This window comes from Sporolactobacillus mangiferae (assembly GCF_023336505.1).
Lineage (GTDB): Bacteria > Bacillota > Bacilli > Bacillales > Sporolactobacillaceae > Sporolactobacillus > Sporolactobacillus mangiferae.
Genome location: NZ_JAMAST010000001.1, coordinates 116,776 through 142,452 on the forward strand (window position 1 = coordinate 116,776; position 25,677 = coordinate 142,452).

Here is a 25,677-nt window from a genome sequence, read left to right on the forward strand (position 1 = left end):
TCTGCGCCGCACATGAAAAGAAACTCCGCGGCTTATGTATCACAGCGCCGCCACCGAAGACCCGCTAGGATAAAAAGTATATCCCGCATCTCAACGGCGATCCCGACTGCTCGCGCTGTCGCTATTCTTTTCGTCTCGGTTTCACTATTCTGCCGTAATTATAGATGAGTTTCCCCTTATTTGTCAATGAAACGAAACCGCTCGTTCAGATGGCGCCAGCAGGTACGAATAACAATAAAACAGGGAATAGCAAGCAGCATTCCGACAATGCCCGCCAGATCGCCGCCTATTCCTACAGCGAGCATAATATACAGCGGATGAATTTCGGCACTCTTTCCGACCACCAGAGGTTCGATCACACTTCCCTCAAGAAACTGAATCAAAATGATCATAAGTACGACACCGGCCATGGAATAAAAAGATTTCGTTGCCGCGACAAGAACGGCTGGAGCAGCGCCAATAAATGGACCAAAGTAAGGGATCAAATCCGTAGAGCCAATGAACAGTCCGAAAACAATTGGATACGGTACCTTCAGAATCCATAAACCGATCGTCGCCATTACGGCGAGAATGGCACACACAGTCAGCTGGCCGCGAATATATTTGCCGATTGACCGATCCATCTCCGAACACAAATCAACCGTTTGCTGACGCCAGCGTTCCGGAATAAGCAGTTGGCTATGTTTTCTGATTGATCCTGCATCTTTTAAAATATAGAAAGAGAGAAAGGGAATAATTAACAAGGTTAAAAATGATTGAACGACACCGGAACACCAGTCCATCACACGTTCGCCGCTTTGCATCAGTCCACTGCGGATTCGTGCCAGCGCTTCATTAACCTGATCATGTATCGCTTCAGGTGTTGAGCCATAAACATGATCAACATTCGTTTGATAGATTTTCTGATAATTGGTCAGATCGTCATCAAGACCACGCAGTTCATGAAGCAATATGGGGCCGCCTTTATAAAGTGTTAATCCGGCAACGCCAAAAAAAAGAGCATAGATACTCAGAATGGCGATCGTCCTGGGTAGACCGATCCGTTGAACCCGACCGACAAGCGGATGAAGGAGATACGCGATAATCGCGGCAGCCAGAAACGGTACGGCCACATGCAGGAGAAACTGTGCAACAGTGCCAATCAGTGGCAGCAGTCGATAAAACAGGTAGCCATTCAGAAAAAGCAGCAGTGAAATCGACAAGCCCTTCATCCACTGTAATGCAGTCCAATTGCGCATGTTCATCCCTCCGTCTCTAGTTTTGCCCAACTACAGGTAAAAACATGAGACAAAATGCAAACGGACTGCATATACAGATTTAAAAGCCATTGGCATCAGCTTTCAATTCAGACTCCTGAAACAGATCATCAAGCAAAGTCAGACTGCCGTCTTCCTCAACCTGACGCAAAGATAATTTTCCGTCTACCAGCATCAGTTCAATAAAGCAATCCCAGCAATAATACTGATTGACACCGATTTTACCAATATTCGAATGGTGACAATTTGGACATTTCATCTGTTTTCACCTCATAAATCTGGAAAGCATGATTTTTTGATTACTCGCATCCATGCCCATTTTTTTAACGATCTATACATATCTAATAAAAAATAGAAAAGATTTGCTGAAATGTCATCCGGATCAGCGTCCATGGAAATAACAACGAGGGAAGAATCTTCTCTAAAGCAAAGATTCTTCCCTCGTAAATATCATTTTTTAATCGCAATCCTCAGAAATTGGAGGCAGATGCAGCCGCTCACGTATTTTTTTTGCTAAAGCAGAATGTCGCTTATCTCCATCATTTCGGCCCACTGCTTCCGCAAAAGCCTCATCATCACCGCAAAGAATCAACGACTCTTTACTGCGTGTCACCGCGGTGTAAATCAAATTGCGCCGCAGCATTCTGTGGTAGCCTTTAACCACAGGCAGAATGACAATCGGGAATTCGCTTCCTTGCGCTTTATGAATCGAGCAGCAATAGGCAAGTGTCAATTGATTCAAATCATGTTTTAAGTACTTGACCTCTACTGAATCGAATGTGACAATCACCGTATCTTCTTTATCTGTCGTTTCTTTCGCCTTGAAGATAGCCGTGATTTCGCCAATATCACCGTTAAAGACATTTTCATCAGGATTATTTACAAGCTGCAGCACTTTGTCATGGACACGAAAGCATTGATCACCATATTCGAGCTCACGTTTCTGCTCATCTTTCGGATTGAAAAGCTCCTGAAGTGCCTTGTTGATCCGTTCAATGCCGGCGCTTCCCCGGTAAATCGGAGCAAGAGCCTGAATATCCTTCGGAGGGTATCCTTTCTTTTTTGCAAGTGATGCCACTTGGCAGATTACATCAACAACCTGATTCTGATGGCATTTGAAAAAACGTCGATCATTCTTTGGTACAGTCACATCTGACAAAGCGCCCTCTTTAATTTCATGTGCCAGTTCAATAATTGATGAGCCTTGTGCCTGGCGGAAAATATCCGTAAGCCGAATAACGGGAACTGCTTCTGAATGGATCAGATCGCTCAGCACTTGTCCCGGTCCGACTGAAGGCAACTGATCCTCATCTCCGACAATAACCACTTTCATTCCCTCAGGAAGTGATTTCAGAAGCTGATTGGCAAGCCATATATCAACCATTGACATTTCATCAACGATCAGAAGCTTTCCTTCAATCGGATCATCCTCGTCATGCGCATAGCCGGATCCACCGTTCCATCCGAGCAGGCGATGAATCGTAACAGCAGGAAGTCCGGTCGACTCCTTCATTCTTTTTGCAGCACGCCCGGTTGGCGCCACAAGCAAAATCGGATACGGATGTTCATCGTCATAATCCTTTGGTTCGAGCGAATAGCTGTTAAGCTCAGCATAAACCTCGACAATACCGCGGATAACGGTTGTTTTTCCAGTACCTGGCCCACCGGTCAGGATCATGATCGGTGACTGAATCGCCTGGCGAATTGCCTCCTGCTGGCTTTTCGCATATTGCATAGACAGCTTGTCCTCTACTTTTCCAAGCGCTTTAAGAAATTCGCTCTCCGAGAACTCTTCTTCTGGTTCCTGATCCGTCAGCTTCTCAATCCCGGTGACAATTCCCTTCTCAGCATAATAAAGCGGCGGAAGGTAGAGATGGTCATTGTCATGAACCAGTTTTCCGTCTTCCTCAAGCACGTCTCGTTCCCGTTCCAGATCGCCTTCATCGATCTTTTCCCGGGATGAAAGCAGCCTCTGTACCTCGTGAATCGTCTCTTGCTCAGGCATATACACATGACCGTCATTCATTGCCCGTTCATTAAGCCAGTACAAAAACGCCGCCTGTATTCGATCTGGGTGATTGCCTGAAATCCCTGAATTTGCAGCAAGTTCGTCTGCCCGCTGAAAACCAATTCCCTCAATGTCCTGTATCAGCTGATATGGATTTTCCTGAATGATCTCCAGGCTTTCATTTCCATAAGCCTGATAGATTTTCATTGCCAGCTGACTGCCAAAACCGTAGTCTGACAAACCGATCAGTATTTTCTCCAGGCCTTCATTCTGCAGCAATGTATCCGCAATCAGTGAGCGCTTCGAGTCATCCAGTCTGGGAACACGATTCAAACAGGATGGATCATTTAAAATTTCCGTAATCGCATGTTCACCAAGCTCATTTACAATCGCTTCTGCCGTCTTCTTGCCGATTCCAGGAAAAAGGTCGCCTGAAAGGTAGGTAATTACACCTGATTTGGATTTTGGCAGCATTTTACGATAGTTTTCGACTTCATACTGCTGTCCGTATCGCGGATGATTTTTCAGATGACCGGCAAATTGATATGTTTCATACAAATGAACTGCGGGAAAGTAGCCGACCATGGTAATCTCTTTCTCATCAATCGGTTCATTGGTTTCATCAATTTTAACGATCATGACCGTGTAGCCATTGTCGCTGTTTTGAAAAACGATCCGAATCGGTTCCCCTTTGACCGAGCCCTTCTGAGTTGAAAAGAGATCCATTGTGGTCTGCTCCATGTTCCGCCGTCCCTTCTGCTTTTTTTCAATGAACTGTATAGTTACGAATCATGTTGTCCTTCATCACGAATCGGCTCATCCTTACGTTTGCTGAGTGAGCAGCCGAAATATCAATAGTAAAGTTTAAATTTTCTTATTTAACGTTTTTAAACCATTTGCAGCCAGCACATGACCGGGATTGAGCGCCACTGCTTTCTGAAACATGCGCTGCGCCTTATTCACGTCATCATTAAAGGCGGCGATGACACCAAGGTTGTAGTAAGCATCTGCATACTGCGGATCCGAATCAATAACTTTTAAAAATTGTTTATCAGCCGTAGCCAGCCTTCCTGACTGAGCGAGCAGCAGCGCATATTGGAAACGTGCATCCACATCATTGGCATTAAGCTCGACCGCCCGTTGAAATGCCGCCAATGCCTGACCGGGGCGGGATTGTTCCTGAGCGCAACGGCCGATCATATAGAAAAGATCCCCGTTATTAACACCTGCGGCCTGAGCGGCCATAAACTGTGTCAACGCCTCCTCATACCTGCCAAGTTCAAACAGTGCATTTCCGTATCCAAACAAAGCCGATCCATAGGCTTTATCTAAAGACAGCGCCTTTTCAAAAAAATTCAAGGCGTGGGCGTCGTCTCCGATAGCCAGAAGCAGATTGCCGAAATTGGTAAAGCCTGCCGGATCTTCAGGATTTTTCTCAATCTGCTGATTCAGAATTTTGGCTGCCTGTTCATATTTTTTCTCCGCAATGAGACGCTGTATTTGCGCCATAATTTTTGCCACTCGATCACCGCCAAAAGATTAAAGATTAAAAAGGCCCGGACTTCTTTAAAGCGAAGCCGAGTCTGTAAAATCAAGTGCGGCATCGGTCCCTTGGTTCAAAATCGTTGCAATGGTCCCTCCGCCGAGACATTCATCACGGTCATACAGAACGACCGCCTGACCTGGTGTTACCGCCCATTCAAGTTCATCAAAAACGACCTCAATCCGCCCATCATCCATCACATGAACGGTTACCGGACGATCTTTCTGGCGATAGCGAAATTTCGCTGTACAGTGGAATATTTTGTCTCTTGGATTCCCTGCAATCCAGTTCACGTGATCGGCAATCAGCCCTTGCGAATAAAGTGCCGGATGATCTGCACCCTCTGCCACGTACAGAATATTCCGCTTCAGATCCTTGCCGCAGACAAACCATGGGCCGCCCGGACCCCCGATGCCCAGTCCTTGCCGCTGACCGTTGGTATAGTACATCAGTCCGTCGTGCCACCCTTTGCGATCACCGTCAACCGAACGGATCTCTCCGCGATTGGCTGGCAGATAATGGCTCAGAAATTCCTTGAAATTCCGTTCGCCTATAAAGCAGATCCCGGTACTGTCTTTTTTATTTGCCGTTGCTAGATGATGCTCCCGTGCAATCTCACGCACTTCCGGTTTTTCAAGATCTCCAAGGGGGAACATCACCTTTGACACCTGCTCCTGTGAAAGCTGATTCAGAAAATAAGTCTGATCTTTGTTCTGATCCTGAGCACGAATCATGGCCACATGATCACCGCGTTGTTCAACGCGCGCGTAGTGACCGGTTGCTACATAATCAGCGCCGAGTGCCATGGCGTGATCAAGGAAAGCTTTGAATTTAATTTCCTTATTACACATGACATCCGGATTCGGTGTACGTCCTAATTTATATTCTTCAAGAAAATACGTGAACACACGATCCCAGTACTGCTTTTCAAAGTTCACCGCATAGTAGGGAATGCCAATTTGATTGGAAACCCGCACCACATCTTCATAATCCTCGGTCGCTGTGCAAACGCCATTTTCATCCGTGTCGTCCCAGTTTTTCATAAAAATGCCGACCACATCATAGCCCTGCTGCTTCAGGAGAAGCGCGGCAACAGTCGAATCCACACCCCCGGACATGCCCACGACGACTCTCGTTTGGTTGGGGGATTTCTTGTTCACATTAATTCACCAGACTTTCCGATTGTTGTGAGTTCTCGTACGGACTGAGCAATAATCCTGCCTGCTTCCCTCAGTCGCGTTTCGTTCATTCCTTCACCGAAACTGATGCGAATCGAACTGCCGGTCTCGGGTGCCCCCTTGCCGAACATTGCCGTCAATACATGTGACGGCTCAACAGAACCTGCTGTACAAGCGGATCCGCTCGATACAGCGACGCCCGCCAAATCCAGTTTTGTCAGCAGCGTTTCCACCTGTGTGCCGGGGAAATAAAGATTTAAGATTTGCGGCAGAAAGTGCTCCGGATTGCCATTAATCTTGTAGTCAATCTGCTCCTCGTCAAGCGTCTCCAGCATGATTTGCCGCGCTTTCAAACCTTCCTGAATCCGCTCGTGCAGACGTTCACCGACTTTTTCAACCGCACGGGCCAGCCCGGCAATTTCCGGAACATTTTCTGTACCCGCGCGCCTTTTCCGTTCCTGATCGCCGCCATGTGTATAAGCTTTCAATGACACTCCGTCACGCACATAGAGGAATCCAATGCCCTTCGGTCCGCCGATCTTGTGCCCTGCCATTGACAGCAGATCAATCGGTGTATCTTTAACATCCATATCCACTGTTCCGAACGCCTGCACGACATCGGTGTGAAAATAAGCCTGATGATGAGCAAGCAAATGTGCGATTTCACGGATCGGCTGAATTGTGCCCACTTCATTATTGGCAAACATGATCGTCACGAGTATCGTGTCATGCCGCAGCTTGCTCTTCAAATCATCAATCGAAATCCTGCCTGAACGATCAACGTCCAGATAATCAACTTCAAATCCCTGGCTTTCAAGATAGGCACATGTACGAAGAACTCCGTGATGCTCAATCTTCGTCGTAATTATATGCTTCCCTTTATGGCTATTAGCGAAGGCCGTGCCAAGAATAGCAAGATTGTCACCTTCCGTTCCACCGCTTGTGAACACAAGTTCACGGCTGCGCGCGCCGATATATTTTGCAATCTCGTGCCTGGAATCGTCTACAATTTTACGTGCCTTGCGCCCGAATGAGTGTATACTTGACGGGTTCCCTACTGCACTTTGATATGTTTCCACCATGATCTGCAGAACTTCCGGATCAATTGGCGTTGTTGCGGCATGATCAAGATAAATCGGATCCACCTTTTTTACACTCCTTTATCAATTACCCGAAAACACAGGCCACCATCAAACGGCACCGGCAACCTCTTGTTTTTAAATGTAGAACATATCCGGATCCTGGACTTGAGGATCCGTATCATAATGAATCAAATCATCCAGCGTTGTTCCCTGAAGCACGTCACGCACGGCATCTCTGATTTTCACCCACAATTCACGTTTGGCCGGATCATCATCGTCCATCACTTCAACGGGCTGAATCGGGCCTTCCAGTACGCGGATGACATCCGCTGCCGTAATCTCGCTCGGCATTTTTGATAAAACATATCCGCCGTAAGCACCGCGAATGCTGCTTACCAGCCCCGCATTGCGCAAAGGAGCAATCAACTGTTCTAAATAATGTTCTGAAAGATTATGCTCGTTCGCGATCGCTTTCAGGGAAAGCGGTCCGCGCCCTTTATTCTTTGCAAGAGCCATCATAATGGTCAAGCCGTAACGGCCCTTTGTTGAGATCTTCATAACATGCCACCTCTTCATTTATCTTAAACAATGAAAGACGCATCAAGCGATCTATTCAATCAATTGTTTCAGTACTTAAATATTATTCACAGTATCATGTCCGTCCGACATTTTGAATGATATTCATGCCTGGCGAACAGGTGGACGGATTTATGGTAAACTATGTGCAGACCTTCAATCATTATAGACGAAAATGCTTGGAGTTGCACGTGATCTATTAAAATCCTTACTAAAACTGATAAATGAGAGGATGATCGGAATGGATCTTTTTGATTTTCCAGCCGATGACCAATCCAATTTAAACGGGCGGCCGCTCGCTGACCGTATGCGTCCGCAGACACTCGATGATTTTGTTGGGCAGGAGCATATTATCGGTAAAGGCCGCTTACTCCGTCGTGCGATCCAGGCTGACAAGCTGACACCGATGATTTTTTTCGGTCCTCCTGGAACCGGTAAAACAACGCTTGCTCACATTATCGCTCGCACAACTTCAGCTTATTATGAACAATTAAACGCAGTGACCTCAGGCGTCAGCGATTTGCGAAAAATTATCTCTGCTGCAGAGGAACGACTGAAATTCGATCACCAGAAAACGATACTTTTTATTGATGAAATCCATCGATTTAATAAGGGACAGCAGGATGCACTCCTTCCCTCTGTAGAAAAAGGGACGATCATCCTGATCGGTGCAACAACTGAAAGTCCGATGTTTGAAATCAATGCAGCGCTTCTGTCGCGCTCGCGCCTGTTTCGATTTGAGCCGCTTACCGACGAAGCGATCCGAAACATACTCCAGCATGCGCTAAATGATAAGATCCGAGGATATGGCAAAGTCAAGATCAAGATGGATCCTGAAGCGCTCGATCATCTTGTGCGTGTGGCAGACGGCGACAGCCGTACTGCTCTCCATGCACTCGAACTCGCCGTTCTGACGACCAATCCAGACCAAGACGGTGTCATTCATATTGATCTGGAAGTTGCGGAAGAATCCATTCAGGAAAAAGTATTGCAATACGACAAAAAAGGCGACAACCATTATGACACCATTTCTGCATTTATTAAAAGCATGCGCGGTTCTGATCCGAACGCTACGCTTTACTGGCTTGCAAAAATGATTGCCGCAGGTGAGGATCCGAAATTCATCGCCCGCCGTATTTTCATTCACGCAGCGGAAGATGTCGGCCTTGCAGATCCAAATGCCATACTTGTTGCCAATGCAGCTGTTACGGCGGTGACTTTCATCGGACTTCCCGAAGCACGCATACCGCTCGCCGAAGCCGCCTTGTACGTTGCAACGGCACCAAAAAGCAATGCCGTCGTCGTCGGAATTGACGAAGCGCTGTCATCCGTAAAGAATGAAAAAAGCGGTGAAGTCCCGATTCATTTACGCGATGCCCACTACAAAGGAGCGGCGAAGCTCGGCCATGGCAGAGATTATCTCTATCCGCATGATTTTGAAGGCGGTTATGTGCCACAGGATTATCTTCCCGAGTCACTGCGGCACAAAACTTTCTATCATCCATCACCACGCGGATATGAACGCACAGTGCAGAAACGGCTGGACTACTTCGCTAAACGAGATCTTGAAAAGCACTAAGCAATCACTTGGTGCGGATACACTGCCATAAAATGACATATGTGTATAAAAGTCTTGCAAGTTGTCAATCCTTTTTACAAATCAACAAGAATGCAAGAAGGAGCATATACCATGACAAAAGTGAGACAAGATGCCTGGTCGCATGAAGACGATCTTCTGCTTGCGGAAACCGTCCTGCGCCATATCAGAGAAGGAAGTACACAGCTCGACGCTTTTGAGGAAGTCGGGGATCGGCTGAATCGGACAGGAGCGGCATGCGGATTCCGCTGGAATGCGATTGTCCGCAAAAAATACGAGCAAGCCATTGAAATTGCCAAAAAGCAGCGCAAACAAAAGAAACGCGCCGAACAGCGCGGGCGGATCATCCGCCCTGTGGCCCCTGCGTTTCCTGTTATGGAAACAGCATCCATGCCTGATCCTGCTCCATTCACTTCAGAGGCTCCAATTGATTTGCCCGAATCGGAAAATACCCATGGTGCATCTGCCGCGCCAAATCCCCTGACGATGCACGATGTCATTCACTTTCTGCAAACGATTCAAAACGGCGGCGAAACAAACGAGCGCGTTACTAAAGAAAACGCCCAACTTAAGGAAGAGAATCATCAACTGAAAAAACGCATTGAGGAACTTGAACATGAGGTGGAAAATCTGAACAACCGTCAGCAAACGGTTGAAGACGACTATCAGGCACTGATCGGTATCATGGATCGAGCCCGTCGGATGGTTGCTTTCAAGGAACAGGATGAAGCAGATGACGCGCCCGCTTTCAAGATGGATCAGAACGGGAATCTGGAGAAGATTGCGAAGTAAAAAAATATAAGTATCCCGAGGGTGTCTCAGAAGTCTACTGACAATGAGACACCCTTTAAGTGTCCATTTACAAATTTATCAAAATAATATAAAATTACAGCATTATCCTCTTATCAACCTCAAAAAATCCTCTCTCGAAAGAAGGGAAAAAATGTCCTCTCCGCTAATCAGCATTTATGCATTTTTTGCAGGCATAACGTTTGGATCCTTTTTTAATGTCGTCGGAAACAGAATGCTTACCGATGAATCCATTGTGTTTCCACGATCGCGTTGCCCGAATTGTCACTATCCTATACAACACCGCGATCTCATCCCCATTTTTTCCTTCTTGCTTCTCAAAGGTAAGTGCAGGCATTGTAAAGTTAAAATTTCTTTTCTTTACCCAATTATTGAAGCGTCAACAGGCTTTGCATTCCTTCTTGCTTCAGCTTATGCTGTAAATTTGGTTACGTTAGCCGCACATTTACTGCTCATTTCATTCGTCATGATCGCAGTAGTGACTGACTTAATTAAAATGATCATCCCGGACAAACTGATTCTTTTTTTCCTGATCGTTTTTTCAGGATATCGAATGATTTTCACAATGCAACCATGGTGGGACTCTATCCTTGGAGGTACACTTATTTTTCTCTTTTTATCTTTCATTGCATTCTTAAGCAAAGGAGGGATCGGCGGTGGTGATATTAAACTGTTAGCTGCTGCAGGAATTCTTGTCGGCACTAAAATAGTATTTATTGGATTTATTATGGCGCTGTTTGCAGGTACAATCACCTGCATCATTGCACGTATGCTTCATATGATACACAGAAAACAGGCGATCCCATTTGCCCCTTTCATCGCTATCGGTATGATCTCTTCTCTTTTTTGGGGGGAATATATATTCTCCATCTATAAGACGCTTTTTCTTAATGGGCATGCATTGTCATCGTTTTAAGCAATCTTGAAACATTTTTACCATTTTTCAAAGAAACTATAGGATCCTATAAGAGGATTAATGCAAAACATAAATTAGATTAACATCTTAAAAACCTTATGATAATATAATCTTAATTATTCTAATCCCTTGTTCCTAAGTAAAAATTACTTCTGAAGGCATGGTGCTTTTATGATTAAAATTATGACTGTGTTTGGAACACGGCCCGAAGCAATTAAAATGTGTCCCGTTATCTCTGAGCTGAAAAAAGAAGTACAAATGAAGACCATTGTTTCAGTAACTGCTCAGCATCGGCAAATGCTGGATCAAGTGCTGACTGCATTCAATATCATTCCTGACTATGATTTGAACATCATGAAAAACAAACAAAGTTTAGTTGATATAACCTGCAATGTCATTAATCATCTCGATGACGTTGTCAAAAAAGAAAAACCTGATTTGATCCTTGTACATGGGGATACGACGACAACCATGGCTTCAGGTATCGTCGCTTTTTATAATAAAGTCGCTCTCGGGCACATTGAAGCCGGGCTGCGGACCAATGATAAATATGCACCTTTCCCAGAGGAAATGAATCGGCGTATTACGGGGACTTTAGCAGACTTACACTTTTGCCCGACAGAACAGGCAAAACAAAACTTATTGAGTGAGGGAAAGTCCTCCAAAAACATATTTGTTACCGGCAACACAGTAATTGACGCATTGCAACAGACGATCAAAGCCCCTTTTAGTCATCCTGTACTGGATGATATTTTTCAAATGGAGAAGAAAACCCAGAAAAAACAACGCATTGTTCTGCTTACCACTCACAGAAGAGAAAACCTGGGATCAAATATGGTAAATATTTTTAGTGCTGTTAAGCAAATTACTGAGCACTTGGATAATCTGCATGTCATTTTCCCTGTGCACTTAAACCCGGCCATTCAGAACTTATCAAATGAGATGTTGTCCGGAAATAGAAGCATTCATCTCATTCCGCCACTTGATGTCATTAGTTTTCACCATCTTGAGTCAAGAGCCGATTTAATTTTGACCGACAGTGGTGGTGTCCAGGAGGAGGCGCCCTCTTTTAATGTCCCGGTACTTGTCTTAAGAGACCGAACAGAGCGTCCAGAGGGCGTCACATCCGGTGCTTTAAAACTGGTGGGAACAGATCAGAATGTTATTTTAACGACTGCTTTGGACTTGTTAACGAATAAAGAGCACTATAATAAAATGGCCAACTCCAAAAATCCTTATGGAGATGGCCATGCATCAGAAAGAATTGTAAAGGTTATTAAAAACCATTTTCAGCTTTAAACTTTACTGCTCATTTCCCGAAGTTTCCAAAATTAAATCAAGAACTGCTTTTTATAAAATAAATATATGAATCGTTACGTCGAGGACTACCAATTAAGACACACGAACCAGCACGTTTTACTCTACTTTCTTCCGCTGACATTATTTTTTTGATTGACATCATACTGCATTTGTTTATTTGCTTCTGATATAAATTCCCCTGCAGAAAGTTCATTATTTTTATCGTATTGTAAGTAACCCATTTGCAGATCGAGCATCACAGGAAACTGACCTGACTTTGTTAATTCATCATAATTCTTTTTTACACGTTCTATAATAATTGGCGTACGGTCGCCATCGACAAATAAAAGCAACGCCCACACAAAGTTCTTTTTATCAATGAGATAAAGAATATCATTTTTTCTTGTACTTTTAATTAAAGTCTGTGAGATATCATTAAGAATTTGATCCAGCTGTTGACGATTCAGTATGCCTTCCAACGCCGCTTTATGCCTGAGCGTAATCGTCATCAAAGACAGTGGAATATTATATCTCTTTGAAGTCTCTATAAAGACATTGTAATCCTGTTGAAACCCGATGAGCGTACGCAATTTTGTTTTTTCGTCTAACAGGCCTAATTTCGTTTTATTATTTTCCATTTTCGAAATGTCGGATTGCAGTGACTTTAAGCGACGTGCCATAATATGAACCACTACTGTCATAATCGGCGAAACAATCATCCAAAATGACAGCTCATAATATTGGAAATTGCCGATGACTGTGGTTTGATATAGCGCATAGCTACCGCATAAAAAAATCAACACCAGATTAATAATCAATCCCAGAGTCAGTGAACTAAAGTAAGTAATTAAAGCAATAAGCAATGTGATGTTCAAAAAAAGTGCCTGTTCATAGGCATTATCATGAAATAAGTACCCATAACCGATCATTACAAAGCAAAGGAAAATAAATCCGATAAACGAGAGATCTGTGTATAGATTATTTTTTTTCATGATCAGATTCATTCCTTTTTCTATATTTAAAAATTAGCAGAATGATGGCTGTCGCCAGAGTTAGTAACATCAGGGATGTAATTGATAATATCCAGACAAAGCCTGAGTTGTGTTTCATTCTGGAAAACAGATTGGCTGAATTCTTGTCTTCATTTATTATTTTTTTGTATCGATTGGACTGAATTCGATTATCTCTGTCTACAAAGACTCCATCACCGCTGATTTTCGATAAATTTATTTCTGAACCTATTAGTTTTGACGCCATTTTCATATCAGCATGATGGGGTGCTGTAATGACAAGTATTTCGTTCTGCTTTGAAAAAGGAGCATCAACTAGCTGCAGCGTACCAATGGTTTGTCCATAATTCTGGTCAATCAGCATTTTCTCATTAGACAAGAATTTTTGGCCCTTTCGATCATATTTATAATATAGGTTTTTGTTAATTTCCCGTATTAAGCCGTTATTTAAATAAGTACCAATTGTAATGATGTTTTTATTACGTATTTTTTGTTTGTCCACATCATCGTTATAAAAATCGATTGATCCATTATTTGTTTGAGCATTTTTCGCAATTAAGCTTAATGCATTCGATAAAGATTCATATACACTGTCATTCTTTTCAGACGGCAGAACAACAGCCACATGGTTCAACTGGCCATCGCTCAAAAACGGGAATGGGTAGCTTTGGAATAACTTGTTCTTTTCCTCTTTTGTATAAATTTGAATAAAAGATTGTGGTGTTATGAGTGCCCAAGGTGTTTTGCTTCCGATTCGGGCACATTTTAATCCATCCATTTCAAGGTCATAAGAAACATTAATCGTGAAATTTCCAGAGACTCTAATATCTTTTGGAACAGTAAGATCTAAGGAATCTGAATCCGCATGGTCTTTTGTTAATTTCTTGCTTCCAACAGGCGTATTATTAATTGAAACCGTAACTAGGGAACGATTAAAATCCAAATTTTTTGCATACCTTAGCTGCAAATGAATACGGCTTCCGGCGGCAAGTACTTGATTAACTGGAACTGTAAAATAATAATTCTTCTCATGATGGAACGGGCCGATCACCTGATCGCTTGAAGTGACTATTTTCTGTCTGGTTTTAAAGTTCTGGTCTGCCGGTAACATATTCATTTGTTTACTTATGTATGCAGAGGATGAATTCATCTGCTTCAATAATGATTGATCTGCAATTAATCTGGCGGTTCGTATTAATGCATCCGCATTCATCGAGGTCACAACAGCGACTTGCTTATTACCGAACGAGACGACTTTTATTATTGCTTCACTTTTAAGATTCTTGGATGGGATCTGTTTTTTTATCTCACTGGGGAGATGATTATACTCTGAGATCAGAAGGATCCAATGTTTGCCTTTCAGTGAGCGACTGTTCCAATGATTGATAGAAACGCCAGTGCTTGCCGAACTCGGATCGGTTGAACTGAATTGATTAACGCCTATAAGACTGTACGCTGCAGCTTTAAATTCAGAATGAGTTGCCTGGTCAGAGACAGCAATTGAGTTATCATGCTTTGTCATAACGTCGACACCGGAAAAGCGTTCAAAAAAATCACTGACATGAGAAGAAAAGTGTTTATTGTTATAATCAACACGAATCTGTGAGGTTTTATAAACGGTTAGCCAATCATTTGTATCGTTGGTTCTGCAAATACGATCAGAATTTCGTGTATTTATTTCACTATTAATTCTTAATGTATTGGAACCATTGTTAATAAAACGTTGAGGAATCACAACCGCAATATGCTCAATAGCATTGGGATTTTTTGAAGTTTTGGGATGGAATGAAAAGAATGGCTTACCATTTATAGACAGTGTGACACTTGATGAATCTGGATCTGTAAGCTGTGATAGAGAATAATCCAATTGTACAGTTACCTTATTTGTCTTCCAATATGGCATCGTCTCAAATGAGTAATCCTTGTCATCATATAAATCCTGAAAGGTGGAATCCTGATTATTTGTGTTAAGTTGAAAAGCATAAGTGGAACTAATCTCTTTATTAGATTGTGCTTTTACAATCTTGGCTGTATTATTCGCCAGCAGCGCAACCATTAAAATCACTGCAACGATTACCGCTCTGTATTTCATCGTACTCATCTCCCCGTTGAAACCTTGCTTCGTGTCTATTCTAGTACTTATTTGAAACGCTCTGTCTTATACCATTTTCTCTCACGTTTAAAAATACTATCAATAAAATACATAATGAGTCCATACGCAGCAACAACAAGCCACATCTGGCAATATGTCAAATACATCAATGCAATAATGGCCACATTTTTCATCGTCATCTCATCAGATTCGGTGGTCACCGTTATAAAAGTTCCTGTAATAAATAATAGGATCGCAATCAACCATAGCATACTGCTTATTCCAGCAACTGTGGTCTGTACATATCCTGAAAAGTTAAGGACCAGAAGCAAATCAGATGTGACTAGCGCCAGTACAAGCAAAAAATAAATCGCGATATAATAAAAAATATCAAAGCGTATCTTTTTCGTTTTCACATTAAATAATAGTGCTGTATTTTTAACAATAACGTAAATGTTTCCTTTCACCCATCTGGTCCGTTGTCTGAACCAAACCAGTAAAGTTTCGGGTTCTTGTTCCCAGGTTACAGCTTTGGGCTGGAATTTTATTAAATAGCCCTCCATATAAATACGAAAACTTAATTCCGTATCTTCTGCAAGCGCATTGGTATCCCATCCCCCTATCTTCTCTAAAATCCGTCTATGTATGATAAAATTAGTCCCGGGAATCGTACATAATTTAAAAAGCTGCCAGCGCCCTGCCTGCGACATCCATTGATGGGACAATGTTTCAATATTAATAAATCGTGTAAGCAAATTAGTTAAACGATTCCGTGTTCGAAATTTACCAATAGCCGCTCCCAGCCGTTCATCCTGCACCAGTTCCGAAACAAGATAGAGAAGAGCGTTTTGCTCAGGTGTATTGTCTGCATCGTATACTGCAATGAGTGCTCCCTTACTCTTTTTAAGCCCTATATTTAAGGCATTGGATTTTCCTTTTCCTCCATTCCGTGCATTGGTATTAATAATGATTAGCTGTCTTGTTGGGTAGTTTAATTTCAGATTTTCCAATAATTCCGAGCTGTTGTCTGAAGAGTTGTCATTGATGACTATAACTTCATAACGATCACTGGGATAGTTAAAGGAAAGCAGTGACTTAACCGTTTGTGTAATCACAACTGCTTCATTATGCGCCGGCACAAGCACACTTACAAAAGGATAATCTTTATTCACTAAATGAACAGTTGCATGCTCAGTTTTTAAATAATAGATGTATCCGGCAATGATTAATAAAATATTTATGCAGAGTAATATCCAGATACACACTGTAGAAATAATCAGGAGCGTGTTGGCAGATAGCATATCTCATCAATCCTTAAGATATTTACGTTTATAATAGCGTCTGCTGATTAGAAGAAAAACAATAAACAGAACTAATACAGAAGAAAATAATAGAATTAAAAAACGGTTTTGCCTTGCAAAAATAATTTGTTTTTGACTTTTTTTCTTCTGTATTTTCTGCTTTTTTAATTCAATTTGTTTAAGTATATCATGATTTATTGGTGCGCCATCTATAAATATTTCACCATTTTTTTGTTCTATATGATGACGACTGCTTTTCGTCTCTAAATCATTCCTCATAAAGTCATTAATTGTGATCGGATAGGTATCTATTTCTTTTAAGAATTGTTTTATAGAACTCATGGTTTTGAAATGGGTGATGCTATAAGTTAAAGCCGTGTTCATTGGCAAGTCAAGCTGGGCCCATTCAGGCAGATTTAGTGATACCACCTGTTGAAAAGGGAGTGAAAACAGCTGTGTCTCTTTTACTAAGGCTGTTTCCGTTTTATCTCGCCAGTACAAGTGTGCATCGTTTTCAGTGTTAATTACAGCTGAAAAGAAACCAAGTCCTTGTTTACGATATTGACGATCAAAAAGCCAATAGTTCTGAGATGAAATGCCAAGCGGAGCAATGTGATGATCAGCCAATGTATTTATAAAAGCATCCATCTGACGTTGAAGCAATTGATTATCATTGACATCCGTTTTATACACAACTGGCGAGCCGATAAAGAGGGCGCCATTTCTACTTTGCAGTTCATTTAAAACATTAAGGTAACGCAGCATTGCATCAGATTTTAAATGAGAAAATACTGGTTGAGCGACCGCAATAAAGGGGATGCCTCTGTCATATAATTCTTTTGCAACATACCTGATCACCTTAAAATTGGAGAATGGTGTTATATCCGTTAAAGTAAGATAAGCAGCTCCCTGCCCCTTAATGGAAAGCCACTTTTTCAGCAGATCAGCAACCAATAATTTCAGCGATAAATTATTGGTTAGATTGGCCATATAGCCAATATGATTATGCTCATTTAAAATACCGATACTGCCCGTTTTTTGTCCATTCATGGAGACGCGTCCCAGCAGAGTGCCTTTTCCATCACTAATATAACGTGTATCAGAGCCTCTCAATATTTGCTCCAATTCTTGATCGTGCACACTCATCCGTGTTGTTCCACTCGCTACCTGCGTACGCAGGCGGAGCAGGTTTGAATATTTTGAAATGAGTGATCCGCCAATTTGAAAAAAATGTCCTTTATATTGAATTAAGTCATTTTCAAATTTGCCGCTCAAGTTATTGTTATTTTCCGTGTTCACAATGTACACAATATTATCGAATTCATTGACAGTTTTTGACTTATAGTGTGCAAGATCCGTTAGTGTCACTTGCCTGCCCATGCTCGTTAACTGACGTACTATATACGCCACATTATCTGAATGCGCGGTATGAAAAGAAAGTCCATCATAAACAACAAGCACCTTTTTATGATTCAATGTTCCTGCCTGAGTGTACTCAGGCGTAATGAACTGGAAAACAAGAGTAGAAGCAACTAAAAAAAGCAGCAATGATTTATATCTTTTCATTACAGGTCCTCCAAAACCGGTGTTGAAGGTAAATTTTCCTGCATTTCTCGGCGTCTGGTTCTATCTTGTTTTCGATTAACAATTCCATGATTTTTAAATACATGTTTCGTGATGAGATCAGATAGGAACATAGTAATCATGCAATCAAATGTAATCGGAAACAGCAGCAAATGCTTGCTTAAATCTGCATCTCCATCACCAATGATCGACATCATTGTCGCAGCAGTTCCCAGCAATAAAAACGTCAAAATCAAGAAAAAGCGAATGAACAGTCTCTTTTTTTTCTGTCGATACGCCTGAATAAAAGAAAATAGATAGCATCCGCTGACGAGAAGGCCAAAAACAACGATAAAGCCAAATCTTCCTGGCGCTATCAACTTCCGAATCGTGTTATAGCCTGAAAAAAATGAAGTATGTGCGCCAAAAGCATAGCCAGAAGATCGCTCAAAATTCCCCATGGCCATAGGCCGGACATCAAACCAATGCACGGCCGCAGTATTTAACAAATCAACAAATTGGTCCAGGTTTTTTATATAATAAATACTAATAGATACAAAGTTATAATGATCATACAGGCCTTTGCGGAGTTCATTAGAATTAACGCCAACCGTACTATATTGCTGATAATAGATACTTTCTCTTAACAAGGCATACTGCTTGTTTATCCCCAATGATTGCAATGACTGTTCCGGATCCTTAGAATTAAGCAAAACGCCCCTTGTCAGCGCCTGATACTGGTTAATGTTATTAAATTCATCAGAAATAAAATGGTAAGTCATGACACCAGAACCAAGAATGACAAGCATCAAAAATACAACGGTCCAACGAAAAAAGCGATTTTTATTTATCATGCAGAAGCTCATTCCAAACAATGCAAAAATCAGGGACAGTGGTGCATTTTGCTGTTTTAATGTAACAAAAATAACAGCACTTACCGTGTACAGAATGACCAGTAACAGGTTATTATATCGATTACGATAAAGTAATAATGAGAAAGCGGCAATAAAAATAAACGACACATACATGGTACTTTCACTGTACAGAGAATTAAAATATTCAGTATAAGCAGAATCACCGAAAATAAATACTGTTAAGCCGGCCACAAAGTACCCACTAAGGACATTGGTGGCCATGCAGGTCAGCGATTCAACCAGAAGATAGATACCAATCATTAAAAGCAGAACATAAATTACTGCTTGAAAACGAATATCAAAAATATGTGAACTAAAGAAAAGTCGATTAAGCATTATAGAAAGCTGGATAAACAGAGACTGTGAAGAAAAATATGTAGAACCATTTTCATTATAGTAGTTTAATAGCCCATATTGTCGAACAAAATAACCGAAATAATTACTGTCATAATGTGGCAAATAGTAAAGGCCATTACTATAGGCTACTCTGAAAAAGTCTCCATTATCTGCAACACCCTTATAAGGAGGAACAAATAATAGCAATGAAGTAACGACCCCTATGCCAAGGCTGGCAATCAGGCTTGGTGTAAAAATATGAAAAATCTTATTGTAAGAGAGGGAGTTGTTTTTTAAAATTCGATACATTGTCTTGAGTTACCTCCCAAATGATTTTAAATCATGCCTTGCATTCAATAATTGTAGGCTAGGAGTGCCATTAGATTATTAAACGAATAAAACGCCTTTGTTTCCGGATAACCAAACCCTCCATAGAATTTACTTTTTTTATCATTAACTCTGAAAGTATTCATTTGATGAATGCTCTTTTCGAAAAATGTTTTATCATTCATTTCCGATGCAATCATCGCGGCAATGGCATAATTTGCTGCCGACTGATTTTCGTCGGCCACAGAACCATCTTGATGATAGGCATTGGCTAACTGTCGTTGATCCACCTTTTTCTTAATAAAGTCAATGCTCCTGTCTTTTTCTAACCCCAATTCTGTAAGGCTAAGTATGGATAGCATTGACTCAGTCGTGTTGATCGTAGTCAGAGAATCATATTGTTTTGTCGCATAATGATAATTTTTCTTATAAAATGGCAGATGGTCAGAGATATAGCCATTCCTTAGAATTGTTGCCATATTGCGAAGCAATTCTTTTTTTTCACTCTTTTCCATTGTTAATTGTTTAAGCCATTTCAACTCAATATAACATAAGGTTACATACTCGTTGTTCTTGTCTGAAAGCGAATCATAAAAGTCGTACATGCGACCGTTTTTTATCATATAACGATTAAAACGGGCACTATACTTATTCGCTCGTTGTATGTATCCAGAATCTGAAAATTGACTTGCAGCAAGCTTTAAACTATATATGATACGCAGATCATCAATAGCTGCATTAGTTGGATATTTCTTGTCCCATTTCGGGCTATAGCGGTAGCTCCATCCCATCTCCATGTTTAATGTATTCTGCAACTGAGACCAGGTCTTGTCAAATGACTTGTTATCTTTCTCAAGTGCATAAATGTTTAATAATAAGCCATATGACTCACTCAATACTTCATGCCCACTGGCCGAATTTTGATTTTGTTCAGTATCCTTCAAGTTGGTATAAATGCCAGTGGACCCCGACAACTCTCCGTCAACGAAGTTCTGTGTCTCACTTATTTCACGACTATACTTGCCTTGCTGACGCTTCGGTGCATTTATTTTCGTAGCTACAGAACTTTTTGCTTTCTTATCCATTACTTGCATTTTGGATCCATGAAAAAGAACTAAACCAATCAAAAGAATAACAACGGTTGCCATAATCATACCTGCATGCAGCCACTTCTTTTGATTGGTTTGTCGCATAAGTTTATCTCCTTCGCTCAATTCCTTAAAATTAGTATAATGTGATTCATTCGAACAAACAACATATATTTGATTGCCGCAGATTTTGAGCATGCAGGGTCTCAGGCGGCCGGCCATGGCTGTTTCTTTACTTGTCAAAAATGCTCACCCCGACATGATGAGATACCGGGATGAGCATTGGTTGCCACGCGCTGTTTTAAAAATTACAGATGTAAAAAGCTTTGGTTTCAGCAAGCGCTGGTGAGCGCTTTCGTATCTAGCTTACACTTTTATGCTTAGCTAAAATCCTATACAGCTTCTTAGCGTATTAAAAAACCCCGAACGTGCCGTTGTGAAGCCGCAGATTTGAAACCCGCACTTATAAGCAGGTGGGTGCCCTGTTCCACAGTTTGCGGGTCCCGATTACGGGCATGCACTCCGAGCGGAAACAACGGACTCCCTTTCAAAATATGTTCGGTCAAAACATAACGACTTTAGACTAACACTTCAGGATTTCTTCATCTTTTATTATGCCTTTATTTTAGCACAATTGAAAGCGCTTATCAACATTGAAGAGTATGGAGATTGCTGGTAATCACTTTAAAATCGCCGCTACATCCAGATGCAGTTCGCTTAACTGTACCGGGCTGACTTCGCTTGGTGCTTTGGTCAGCACGTCGCTGGCGCTCGCGGTTTTCGGAAACGCAATCGTATCACGCAGGCTGCTGCGCCCGGCAAGCAGCATGACAATACGGTCAATCCCCAGTGCCATTCCGCCATGCGGCGGAACGCCATATTCAAAGGCATCAAGAAGAAAACCAAACTGCTTCCTTGCGCGCTCTTCCGTGAAACCGAGCAGCTTAAACATTCGTTCCTGCATTGCTGGATCACTGATACGCTGAGAACCGCTGCCCAACTCGAACCCGTTTAAGACCATATCAAAGGACTGGGCGCGTACGCTGCCGGGATCACTGTCAATTCGATCAAGATCCTCAACAACCGGCATTGTAAACGGATGGTGTTCTGCCACATAGCGGTGTTCTTCTTCGCTGTATGAGAGCAGCGGGAAGTGTGTCACCCATAAGAAGTTGAACGCTGATTCATCAATCAAATGAAGAATCTTGCCGAGATGCAGACGAAGTGCCCCAAGACTGTCGGCGACCACTTTTTTCTTATCGGCAACAAACAGCAGCAAGTCTCCCGGTTCGGCATTGGTACGTTCCATAATACGTGCCGTCAATGCTTTGTCAAAGAATTTCGCGATCGGGCCTTTCATAGCGCCTTCTTCGACCTTCAGCCATGCAAGGCCCTTGGCTCCGTATGGCGAAACAACGGCCCGAAGGTCTTCATCGACCTGTTTGCGTGAAAATTGCGTGGCGGCGCCCTTTGCGTTGATCGCTTTGACGAGTCCGCCCTTTTCCTGAACTTCTTTAAATACTTTCAACGTGCTGTCCGCCGCGATGTCGGTCAGGTCGATCAGCGTCATACCAAAACGTGTGTCCGGTTTGTCACTACCGTACAAATCAATGGCTTCGGCATAGGTCAGGCGCTTGAAAGGGCGGGGAATCTCAATCCCCTTTACATTTTTCATAACGCGGAAAAGCATTTCTTCGATCATGTTCTGGAATGTTTCCACTTCGAAGAAAGACATCTCCATATCCACTTGTGTGAATTCAGGCTGACGGTCAGCGCGCAGATCTTCATCACGAAAACAGCGAGCAATCTGATAATATTTCTCAATGCCGGAAGCCATGAGGAGCTGTTTGAACAGCTGCGGCGACTGCGGCAGCGCATAGAATTCACCGGGGTGCACACGACTTGGTACGAGATAATCACGCGCACCTTCCGGAGTGCTTTTTGTCAGAATAGGGGTCTCGACATCAAGAAAGCCTTTTTCATCCAGAAATTCACGCAGAGTATGCGTGATTTTATGCCGCATTTTCAAAGTCGCCAGCATTTCCGGACGTCTGAGATCAAGATAGCGATATTTCAGTCGAATATCTTCGGAAGCTTCAATTTCATCTTCGATCGGGAACGGCGGTGTTTTCGATTTATTCAGCAATGTGATTTCACTGATCATCACTTCAATTTTCCCAGTTTTAATCTTTTCGTTAACTGCTTCCGGATCACGTTTTGTTACTTCGCCGCTGACAGTCACACAATATTCGCTGCGTAGCTTGTCTGCCTTGTTCCATGCCTCCTGAGACACCTGCGGATTAAAGACGATTTGAACAATTCCAGAGCGGTCGCGCAGGTCAATAAAAATGACACCGCCCAGATCTCTTCGTTTTTGCACCCATCCTGCCAGTGTTACGCTCTGACCGGCGGATGCTTCGGTTAATTCACCGCAATTCGCGTTGCGATACATTTCATTACCTCCATATGGTCAATTGACTAATATTTTCCGGTATATTTGCTAAAGCTCTGAACACCATTACTAATTAAAGTCTGTCTTTAAGATAATCCGTTAATGAACGGAACACGATGTTTTCCTGCGTTCCGTCCGCCATATTCTTGACAACCGCCTGTTGTGCATTCAGCTCTTCGTCGCCAACCACAATCACGAAACGGGCACGTTCCCGATCAGCCTGCTTAAACTGCCCTTTCACCTTGCGCGCCATATAATCTTTATCGGCGCGTAATCCGGCCTGCCGCAATTGATTTAGCAGCACCGGCGCTTTCTGCTCAGCGGAATCGCCGATGGCAACGACAAAGCAGTCCAGAACGTCATCTGCATCCAGCTCCACCTGTTCAACCTCAAGGGCAAGAAGCAGACGCTCAATGCTCAGTGCAAAGCCAATGCCTGGTGTCTCCGGACCGCCAAGTTCACTGACCAGGCCATTGTAACGACCGCCGCCCATCAAAGTGGTGATAGCTCCCTGACTTGCACCCATGATCTCAAAGGTCGTGTGGTTGTAATAGTCGAGTCCGCGGACAAGCGTTGGATCAAGCGCGTAGCCGATTCCCATCTCATCCAGAATCGATTTCACCTTTTCAAAATACTCATGTGAGGCAGCATTGAGATAATCAATAATCGACGGTGCGGTTGCCATCAATGGATGATCGTGGTCCGCTTTGCAGTCAAGAATGCGCAATGGATTTTTTTCCAGGCGATTCTGGCAATCCTCGCAAAACTCACCGATTGATGGTTTGAAGTGTGCAATCAGTGCCTCGCGGTGTGCTTTGCGGCTTTCCGGATCTCCGAGGCTATTCAGTACAAGTTTCAGGTTTTTCAATCCGAGCCTGCGATAAAAAGACATTGCCAGTGCAATCACTTCCGCGTCGATCGACGGATCGGCCGAACCGAGTGCTTCACATCCGAACTGTGTGAACTGGCGATTGCGTCCCGCCTGCGGACGTTCGTACCGAAACATCGGTCCGATATAGTACAGTTTCTGCGGCTGGTTTGGCGCTCCGAATAATTTATGTTCCACATAAGCACGGACAACTGAAGCCGTCCCTTCCGGCCTAAGTGTCAGATCACGGCCGCCGCGATCCTTGAATGAATACATTTCCTTTTGCACGATATCGGTCGTGTCGCCGACACCGCGGTGAAACAGGTCGGTGGATTCAAAAATTGGTGTCCGTATTTCTTTATAATTGAATAAAGCGCAGATTTCTCTTGCGACATCTTCTATTTTCTGCCATTTGGCGGCATCTTCCGGCAGGACATCATAAGTACCGCGTGGAATTTGAATTGTCACAGAATCTTCCTCCTTCATCTGTTTTCGCATTAATGCGGATAATTACCGCAACAGCTGCTTTCTCTCTGTAAAATCTTTAATGTACCAGAAAAAATACATGTATAGATCAGAAAACTTGGCTTTGCAAAGCCTCTGGCGAAGGCAAAACCGCCGTCGCACTTATAACTATAATCCACTGAATGTTAAGCTTTCTTATAGTAAAACAAAAGCCCTTGTCCATCGGAAATCCGAAAGACAAGGGACGAATACGCTTCGTGGTGCCACCCTTATTCAAAGCAGTAACACTGCTTCCTCTGAATCCGGTTAACGCCCGGGTACGGTTGATCCTAATGAACGCATGGTATGCGGTCGTTCAGAAAAACGCCTCTGAAGTGTCTGTTTGCGGGAATTCGCCGGCACGCTTCCAGCCTGCGGCACGCCTTCTCTTATGACGAATCAACCCCGAAACCTCTTCATCAATGGCTTTGTTCGTTCTTTTATACTACGTATCTTCACTATAATTGTCAAGGCTTGATGAAAAGTTACCTGCTGTCCGCTTTTTCAATGCTCATGTTTTTTACTTTCAATGATCAAAGTGACTGGCCCGTCATTGACTAATGACACAGCCATATTGGCGCCAAACACACCGGTTTCGACATGAAGGCCATGAGCGCGCAGCTTGTCATTAAAAGCTTCATAGAGCGGTTCGGCAATCTCAGGACGTGCGGCACTGATAAAGCTTGGCCGCCTCCCTTTACTCGCATCCCCATATAAAGTAAATTGAGAAACAGAAAGAATGGCTCCCCCTGCCTCCACAATCGATCGGTTCATTTTGCCCCCTTCATCTTCAAAAATGCGCAGCCCCGCAAGCTTGTCCGCTACATATTGAAGATCCTGTTCCGTATCTTCGTTTTTTATGCCGACCAGGAGGAGGAGTCCCGAGTTTATCTTTCCAACCGTCTCACCGTCAATATCGACTTTGGCATTTTTCACACGCTGCAAAACAACTCTCAT

The 25,677-nt window shown here is 42.8% G+C and carries 21 protein-coding genes and 1 other RNA gene; 5 read left to right on the forward strand and 17 right to left on the reverse strand.

Annotated features, from left to right (window positions below; all coding sequences use genetic code 11):
* Nucleotides 1-176 precede the first annotated feature (176 nt).
* The 7 genes from M3N64_RS00665 to cymR form a co-directional block, all read right to left on the reverse strand.
* Nucleotides 177-1,238, reverse strand: a complete 1,062-nt coding sequence (locus M3N64_RS00665) for an AI-2E family transporter (protein WP_249095217.1) — start codon at nt 1,236-1,238, stop codon at nt 177-179.
* A gap of 79 nt (nt 1,239-1,317) precedes the next feature.
* Nucleotides 1,318-1,515, reverse strand: a complete 198-nt coding sequence (locus M3N64_RS00670) for a YrzR-like zinc ribbon domain (protein WP_249095220.1) — start codon at nt 1,513-1,515, stop codon at nt 1,318-1,320.
* Nucleotides 1,516-1,713: 198 nt separating this feature from the next.
* Nucleotides 1,714-4,005 (reverse strand): SF1B family DNA helicase RecD2, encoded by a 2,292-nt coding sequence (recD2, locus tag M3N64_RS00675; RefSeq protein WP_249095223.1) that lies wholly within the window; start codon nt 4,003-4,005, stop codon nt 1,714-1,716.
* Between the two features lie 123 nt (nt 4,006-4,128).
* The gene (locus M3N64_RS00680) at nt 4,129-4,785 is read right to left on the reverse strand and encodes a tetratricopeptide repeat protein (RefSeq protein WP_249095226.1); all 657 of its coding nucleotides are present in this window, start codon (nt 4,783-4,785) and stop codon (nt 4,129-4,131) included.
* 45 nt (nt 4,786-4,830) lie between these two features.
* Nucleotides 4,831-5,967 carry a tRNA 2-thiouridine(34) synthase MnmA gene (gene mnmA, locus M3N64_RS00685; RefSeq protein WP_368389877.1) on the reverse strand — a complete coding sequence of 379 codons (1,137 nt, stop codon included), beginning with the start codon at nt 5,965-5,967 and terminating at the stop codon, nt 4,831-4,833.
* Nucleotides 5,964-7,130, reverse strand: coding sequence for a cysteine desulfurase family protein (locus M3N64_RS00690; RefSeq protein WP_249095230.1), 1,167 nt, complete (start codon nt 7,128-7,130; stop codon nt 5,964-5,966). The genes mnmA and M3N64_RS00690 overlap by 4 nt, the downstream gene beginning before the upstream one ends.
* A 72-nt stretch (nt 7,131-7,202) precedes the next feature.
* Complete coding sequence (gene cymR, locus M3N64_RS00695) at nt 7,203-7,625, reverse strand: cysteine metabolism transcriptional regulator CymR (protein WP_249095233.1); 423 nt, start codon at nt 7,623-7,625, stop codon at nt 7,203-7,205.
* A gap of 259 nt (nt 7,626-7,884) precedes the next feature.
* Here cymR and M3N64_RS00700 point away from each other — a divergent pair, with 259 nt between their 5' ends.
* From M3N64_RS00700 to wecB, 4 genes are all read left to right on the forward strand, one after another.
* Nucleotides 7,885-9,222 (forward strand): AAA family ATPase, encoded by a 1,338-nt coding sequence (locus M3N64_RS00700; RefSeq protein WP_249095235.1) that lies wholly within the window; start codon nt 7,885-7,887, stop codon nt 9,220-9,222.
* 111 nt (nt 9,223-9,333) lie between these two features.
* A complete protein-coding gene (locus M3N64_RS00705; RefSeq protein WP_249095238.1) occupies nt 9,334-10,032 on the forward strand; it encodes an RsfA family transcriptional regulator in 699 nt (232 codons plus the stop codon).
* 43 nt (nt 10,033-10,075) lie between these two features.
* A complete protein-coding gene (locus M3N64_RS00710) occupies nt 10,076-10,966 on the forward strand; it encodes a prepilin peptidase (RefSeq protein ID WP_249095241.1) in 891 nt (296 codons plus the stop codon).
* Nucleotides 10,967-11,137: 171 nt separating this feature from the next.
* Nucleotides 11,138-12,265, forward strand: coding sequence for a non-hydrolyzing UDP-N-acetylglucosamine 2-epimerase (wecB, locus tag M3N64_RS00715; RefSeq protein WP_249095258.1), 1,128 nt, complete (start codon nt 11,138-11,140; stop codon nt 12,263-12,265).
* 122 nt (nt 12,266-12,387) lie between these two features.
* Here wecB and M3N64_RS00720 read toward each other — a convergent pair whose 3' ends face one another.
* From M3N64_RS00720 to M3N64_RS00745, 6 genes are read right to left on the reverse strand one after another with little or no spacing between them, the layout of a single operon-like run.
* The gene (locus M3N64_RS00720; RefSeq protein ID WP_249095277.1) at nt 12,388-13,257 is read right to left on the reverse strand and encodes a diguanylate cyclase domain-containing protein; all 870 of its coding nucleotides are present in this window, start codon (nt 13,255-13,257) and stop codon (nt 12,388-12,390) included.
* Entirely contained in the window at nt 13,244-15,367 is a 2,124-nt protein-coding gene (locus M3N64_RS00725) for a cellulose biosynthesis cyclic di-GMP-binding regulatory protein BcsB (protein WP_249095292.1), read from the reverse strand. The genes M3N64_RS00720 and M3N64_RS00725 overlap by 14 nt, the downstream gene beginning before the upstream one ends.
* 47 nt (nt 15,368-15,414) lie before the next feature.
* Complete coding sequence (locus M3N64_RS00730) at nt 15,415-16,668, reverse strand: glycosyltransferase family 2 protein (RefSeq protein ID WP_249095295.1); 1,254 nt, start codon at nt 16,666-16,668, stop codon at nt 15,415-15,417.
* 6 nt (nt 16,669-16,674) lie between these two features.
* The gene (locus tag M3N64_RS00735; protein WP_249095298.1) at nt 16,675-18,234 is read right to left on the reverse strand and encodes a hypothetical protein; all 1,560 of its coding nucleotides are present in this window, start codon (nt 18,232-18,234) and stop codon (nt 16,675-16,677) included.
* On the reverse strand, nt 18,234-19,790 hold the full coding sequence (gene wsfD / locus M3N64_RS00740) for a glycan biosynthesis hexose transferase WsfD (RefSeq protein WP_249095300.1): 1,557 nt from the start codon (nt 19,788-19,790) through the stop codon (nt 18,234-18,236). The genes M3N64_RS00735 and wsfD overlap by 1 nt, the downstream gene beginning before the upstream one ends.
* Before the next feature lie 44 nt (nt 19,791-19,834).
* A complete protein-coding gene (locus tag M3N64_RS00745) occupies nt 19,835-21,001 on the reverse strand; it encodes a hypothetical protein (protein ID WP_249095302.1) in 1,167 nt (388 codons plus the stop codon).
* Nucleotides 21,002-21,116: 115 nt separating this feature from the next.
* On the opposite strand from M3N64_RS00745, the gene M3N64_RS14055 reads away from it, so the two are divergent.
* Complete coding sequence (locus M3N64_RS14055; protein WP_283163244.1) at nt 21,117-21,245, forward strand: hypothetical protein; 129 nt, start codon at nt 21,117-21,119, stop codon at nt 21,243-21,245.
* Nucleotides 21,246-21,311: 66 nt separating this feature from the next.
* On the opposite strand, the gene ssrS is transcribed toward M3N64_RS14055, so the two are convergent.
* The 4 genes from ssrS to dtd all read right to left on the reverse strand — a co-directional run bounded on the left by ssrS (nt 21,312) and on the right by dtd (nt 25,677).
* Nucleotides 21,312-21,497, reverse strand: a non-coding RNA gene (gene ssrS / locus M3N64_RS00750) — 6S RNA.
* Between the two features lie 78 nt (nt 21,498-21,575).
* The gene (gene aspS, locus M3N64_RS00755) at nt 21,576-23,348 is read right to left on the reverse strand and encodes an aspartate--tRNA ligase (protein ID WP_249095306.1); all 1,773 of its coding nucleotides are present in this window, start codon (nt 23,346-23,348) and stop codon (nt 21,576-21,578) included.
* Nucleotides 23,349-23,421: 73 nt separating this feature from the next.
* Nucleotides 23,422-24,684 (reverse strand): histidine--tRNA ligase, encoded by a 1,263-nt coding sequence (gene hisS / locus M3N64_RS00760; protein WP_249095308.1) that lies wholly within the window; start codon nt 24,682-24,684, stop codon nt 23,422-23,424.
* Nucleotides 24,685-25,224: 540 nt separating this feature from the next.
* The gene (dtd, locus tag M3N64_RS00765; protein WP_249095328.1) at nt 25,225-25,677 is read right to left on the reverse strand and encodes a D-aminoacyl-tRNA deacylase; all 453 of its coding nucleotides are present in this window, start codon (nt 25,675-25,677) and stop codon (nt 25,225-25,227) included.

Coding starts and splice junctions, on each gene's coding strand:
- M3N64_RS00725 (WP_249095292.1), bottom strand. CDS start 15,367: ATGAAATACAGAGCGGTAATCGTTGCAGTGATTTTAATGGTTGCGCTG.
- recD2 (WP_249095223.1), bottom strand. CDS start 4,005: ATGGAGCAGACCACAATGGATCTCTTTTCAACTCAGAAGGGCTCGGTC.
- M3N64_RS14055 (WP_283163244.1), top strand. CDS start 21,117: ATGGCTGTTTCTTTACTTGTCAAAAATGCTCACCCCGACATGATGAGA.
- M3N64_RS00745 (WP_249095302.1), bottom strand. CDS start 21,001: ATGCGACAAACCAATCAAAAGAAGTGGCTGCATGCAGGTATGATTATG.
- M3N64_RS00735 (WP_249095298.1), bottom strand. CDS start 18,234: ATGAAAAGATATAAATCATTGCTGCTTTTTTTAGTTGCTTCTACTCTT.
- M3N64_RS00730 (WP_249095295.1), bottom strand. CDS start 16,668: ATGCTATCTGCCAACACGCTCCTGATTATTTCTACAGTGTGTATCTGG.
- aspS (WP_249095306.1), bottom strand. CDS start 23,348: ATGTATCGCAACGCGAATTGCGGTGAATTAACCGAAGCATCCGCCGGT.
- M3N64_RS00705 (WP_249095238.1), top strand. CDS start 9,334: ATGACAAAAGTGAGACAAGATGCCTGGTCGCATGAAGACGATCTTCTG.
- M3N64_RS00665 (WP_249095217.1), bottom strand. CDS start 1,238: ATGCGCAATTGGACTGCATTACAGTGGATGAAGGGCTTGTCGATTTCA.
- M3N64_RS00670 (WP_249095220.1), bottom strand. CDS start 1,515: ATGAAATGTCCAAATTGTCACCATTCGAATATTGGTAAAATCGGTGTC.
- wsfD (WP_249095300.1), bottom strand. CDS start 19,790: ATGTATCGAATTTTAAAAAACAACTCCCTCTCTTACAATAAGATTTTT.
- wecB (WP_249095258.1), top strand. CDS start 11,138: ATGATTAAAATTATGACTGTGTTTGGAACACGGCCCGAAGCAATTAAA.
- dtd (WP_249095328.1), bottom strand. CDS start 25,677: ATGAGAGTTGTTTTGCAGCGTGTGAAAAATGCCAAAGTCGATATTGAC.
- M3N64_RS00700 (WP_249095235.1), top strand. CDS start 7,885: ATGGATCTTTTTGATTTTCCAGCCGATGACCAATCCAATTTAAACGGG.
- M3N64_RS00710 (WP_249095241.1), top strand. CDS start 10,076: ATGAGACACCCTTTAAGTGTCCATTTACAAATTTATCAAAATAATATA.
- M3N64_RS00720 (WP_249095277.1), bottom strand. CDS start 13,257: ATGAAAAAAAATAATCTATACACAGATCTCTCGTTTATCGGATTTATT.
- cymR (WP_249095233.1), bottom strand. CDS start 7,625: ATGAAGATCTCAACAAAGGGCCGTTACGGCTTGACCATTATGATGGCT.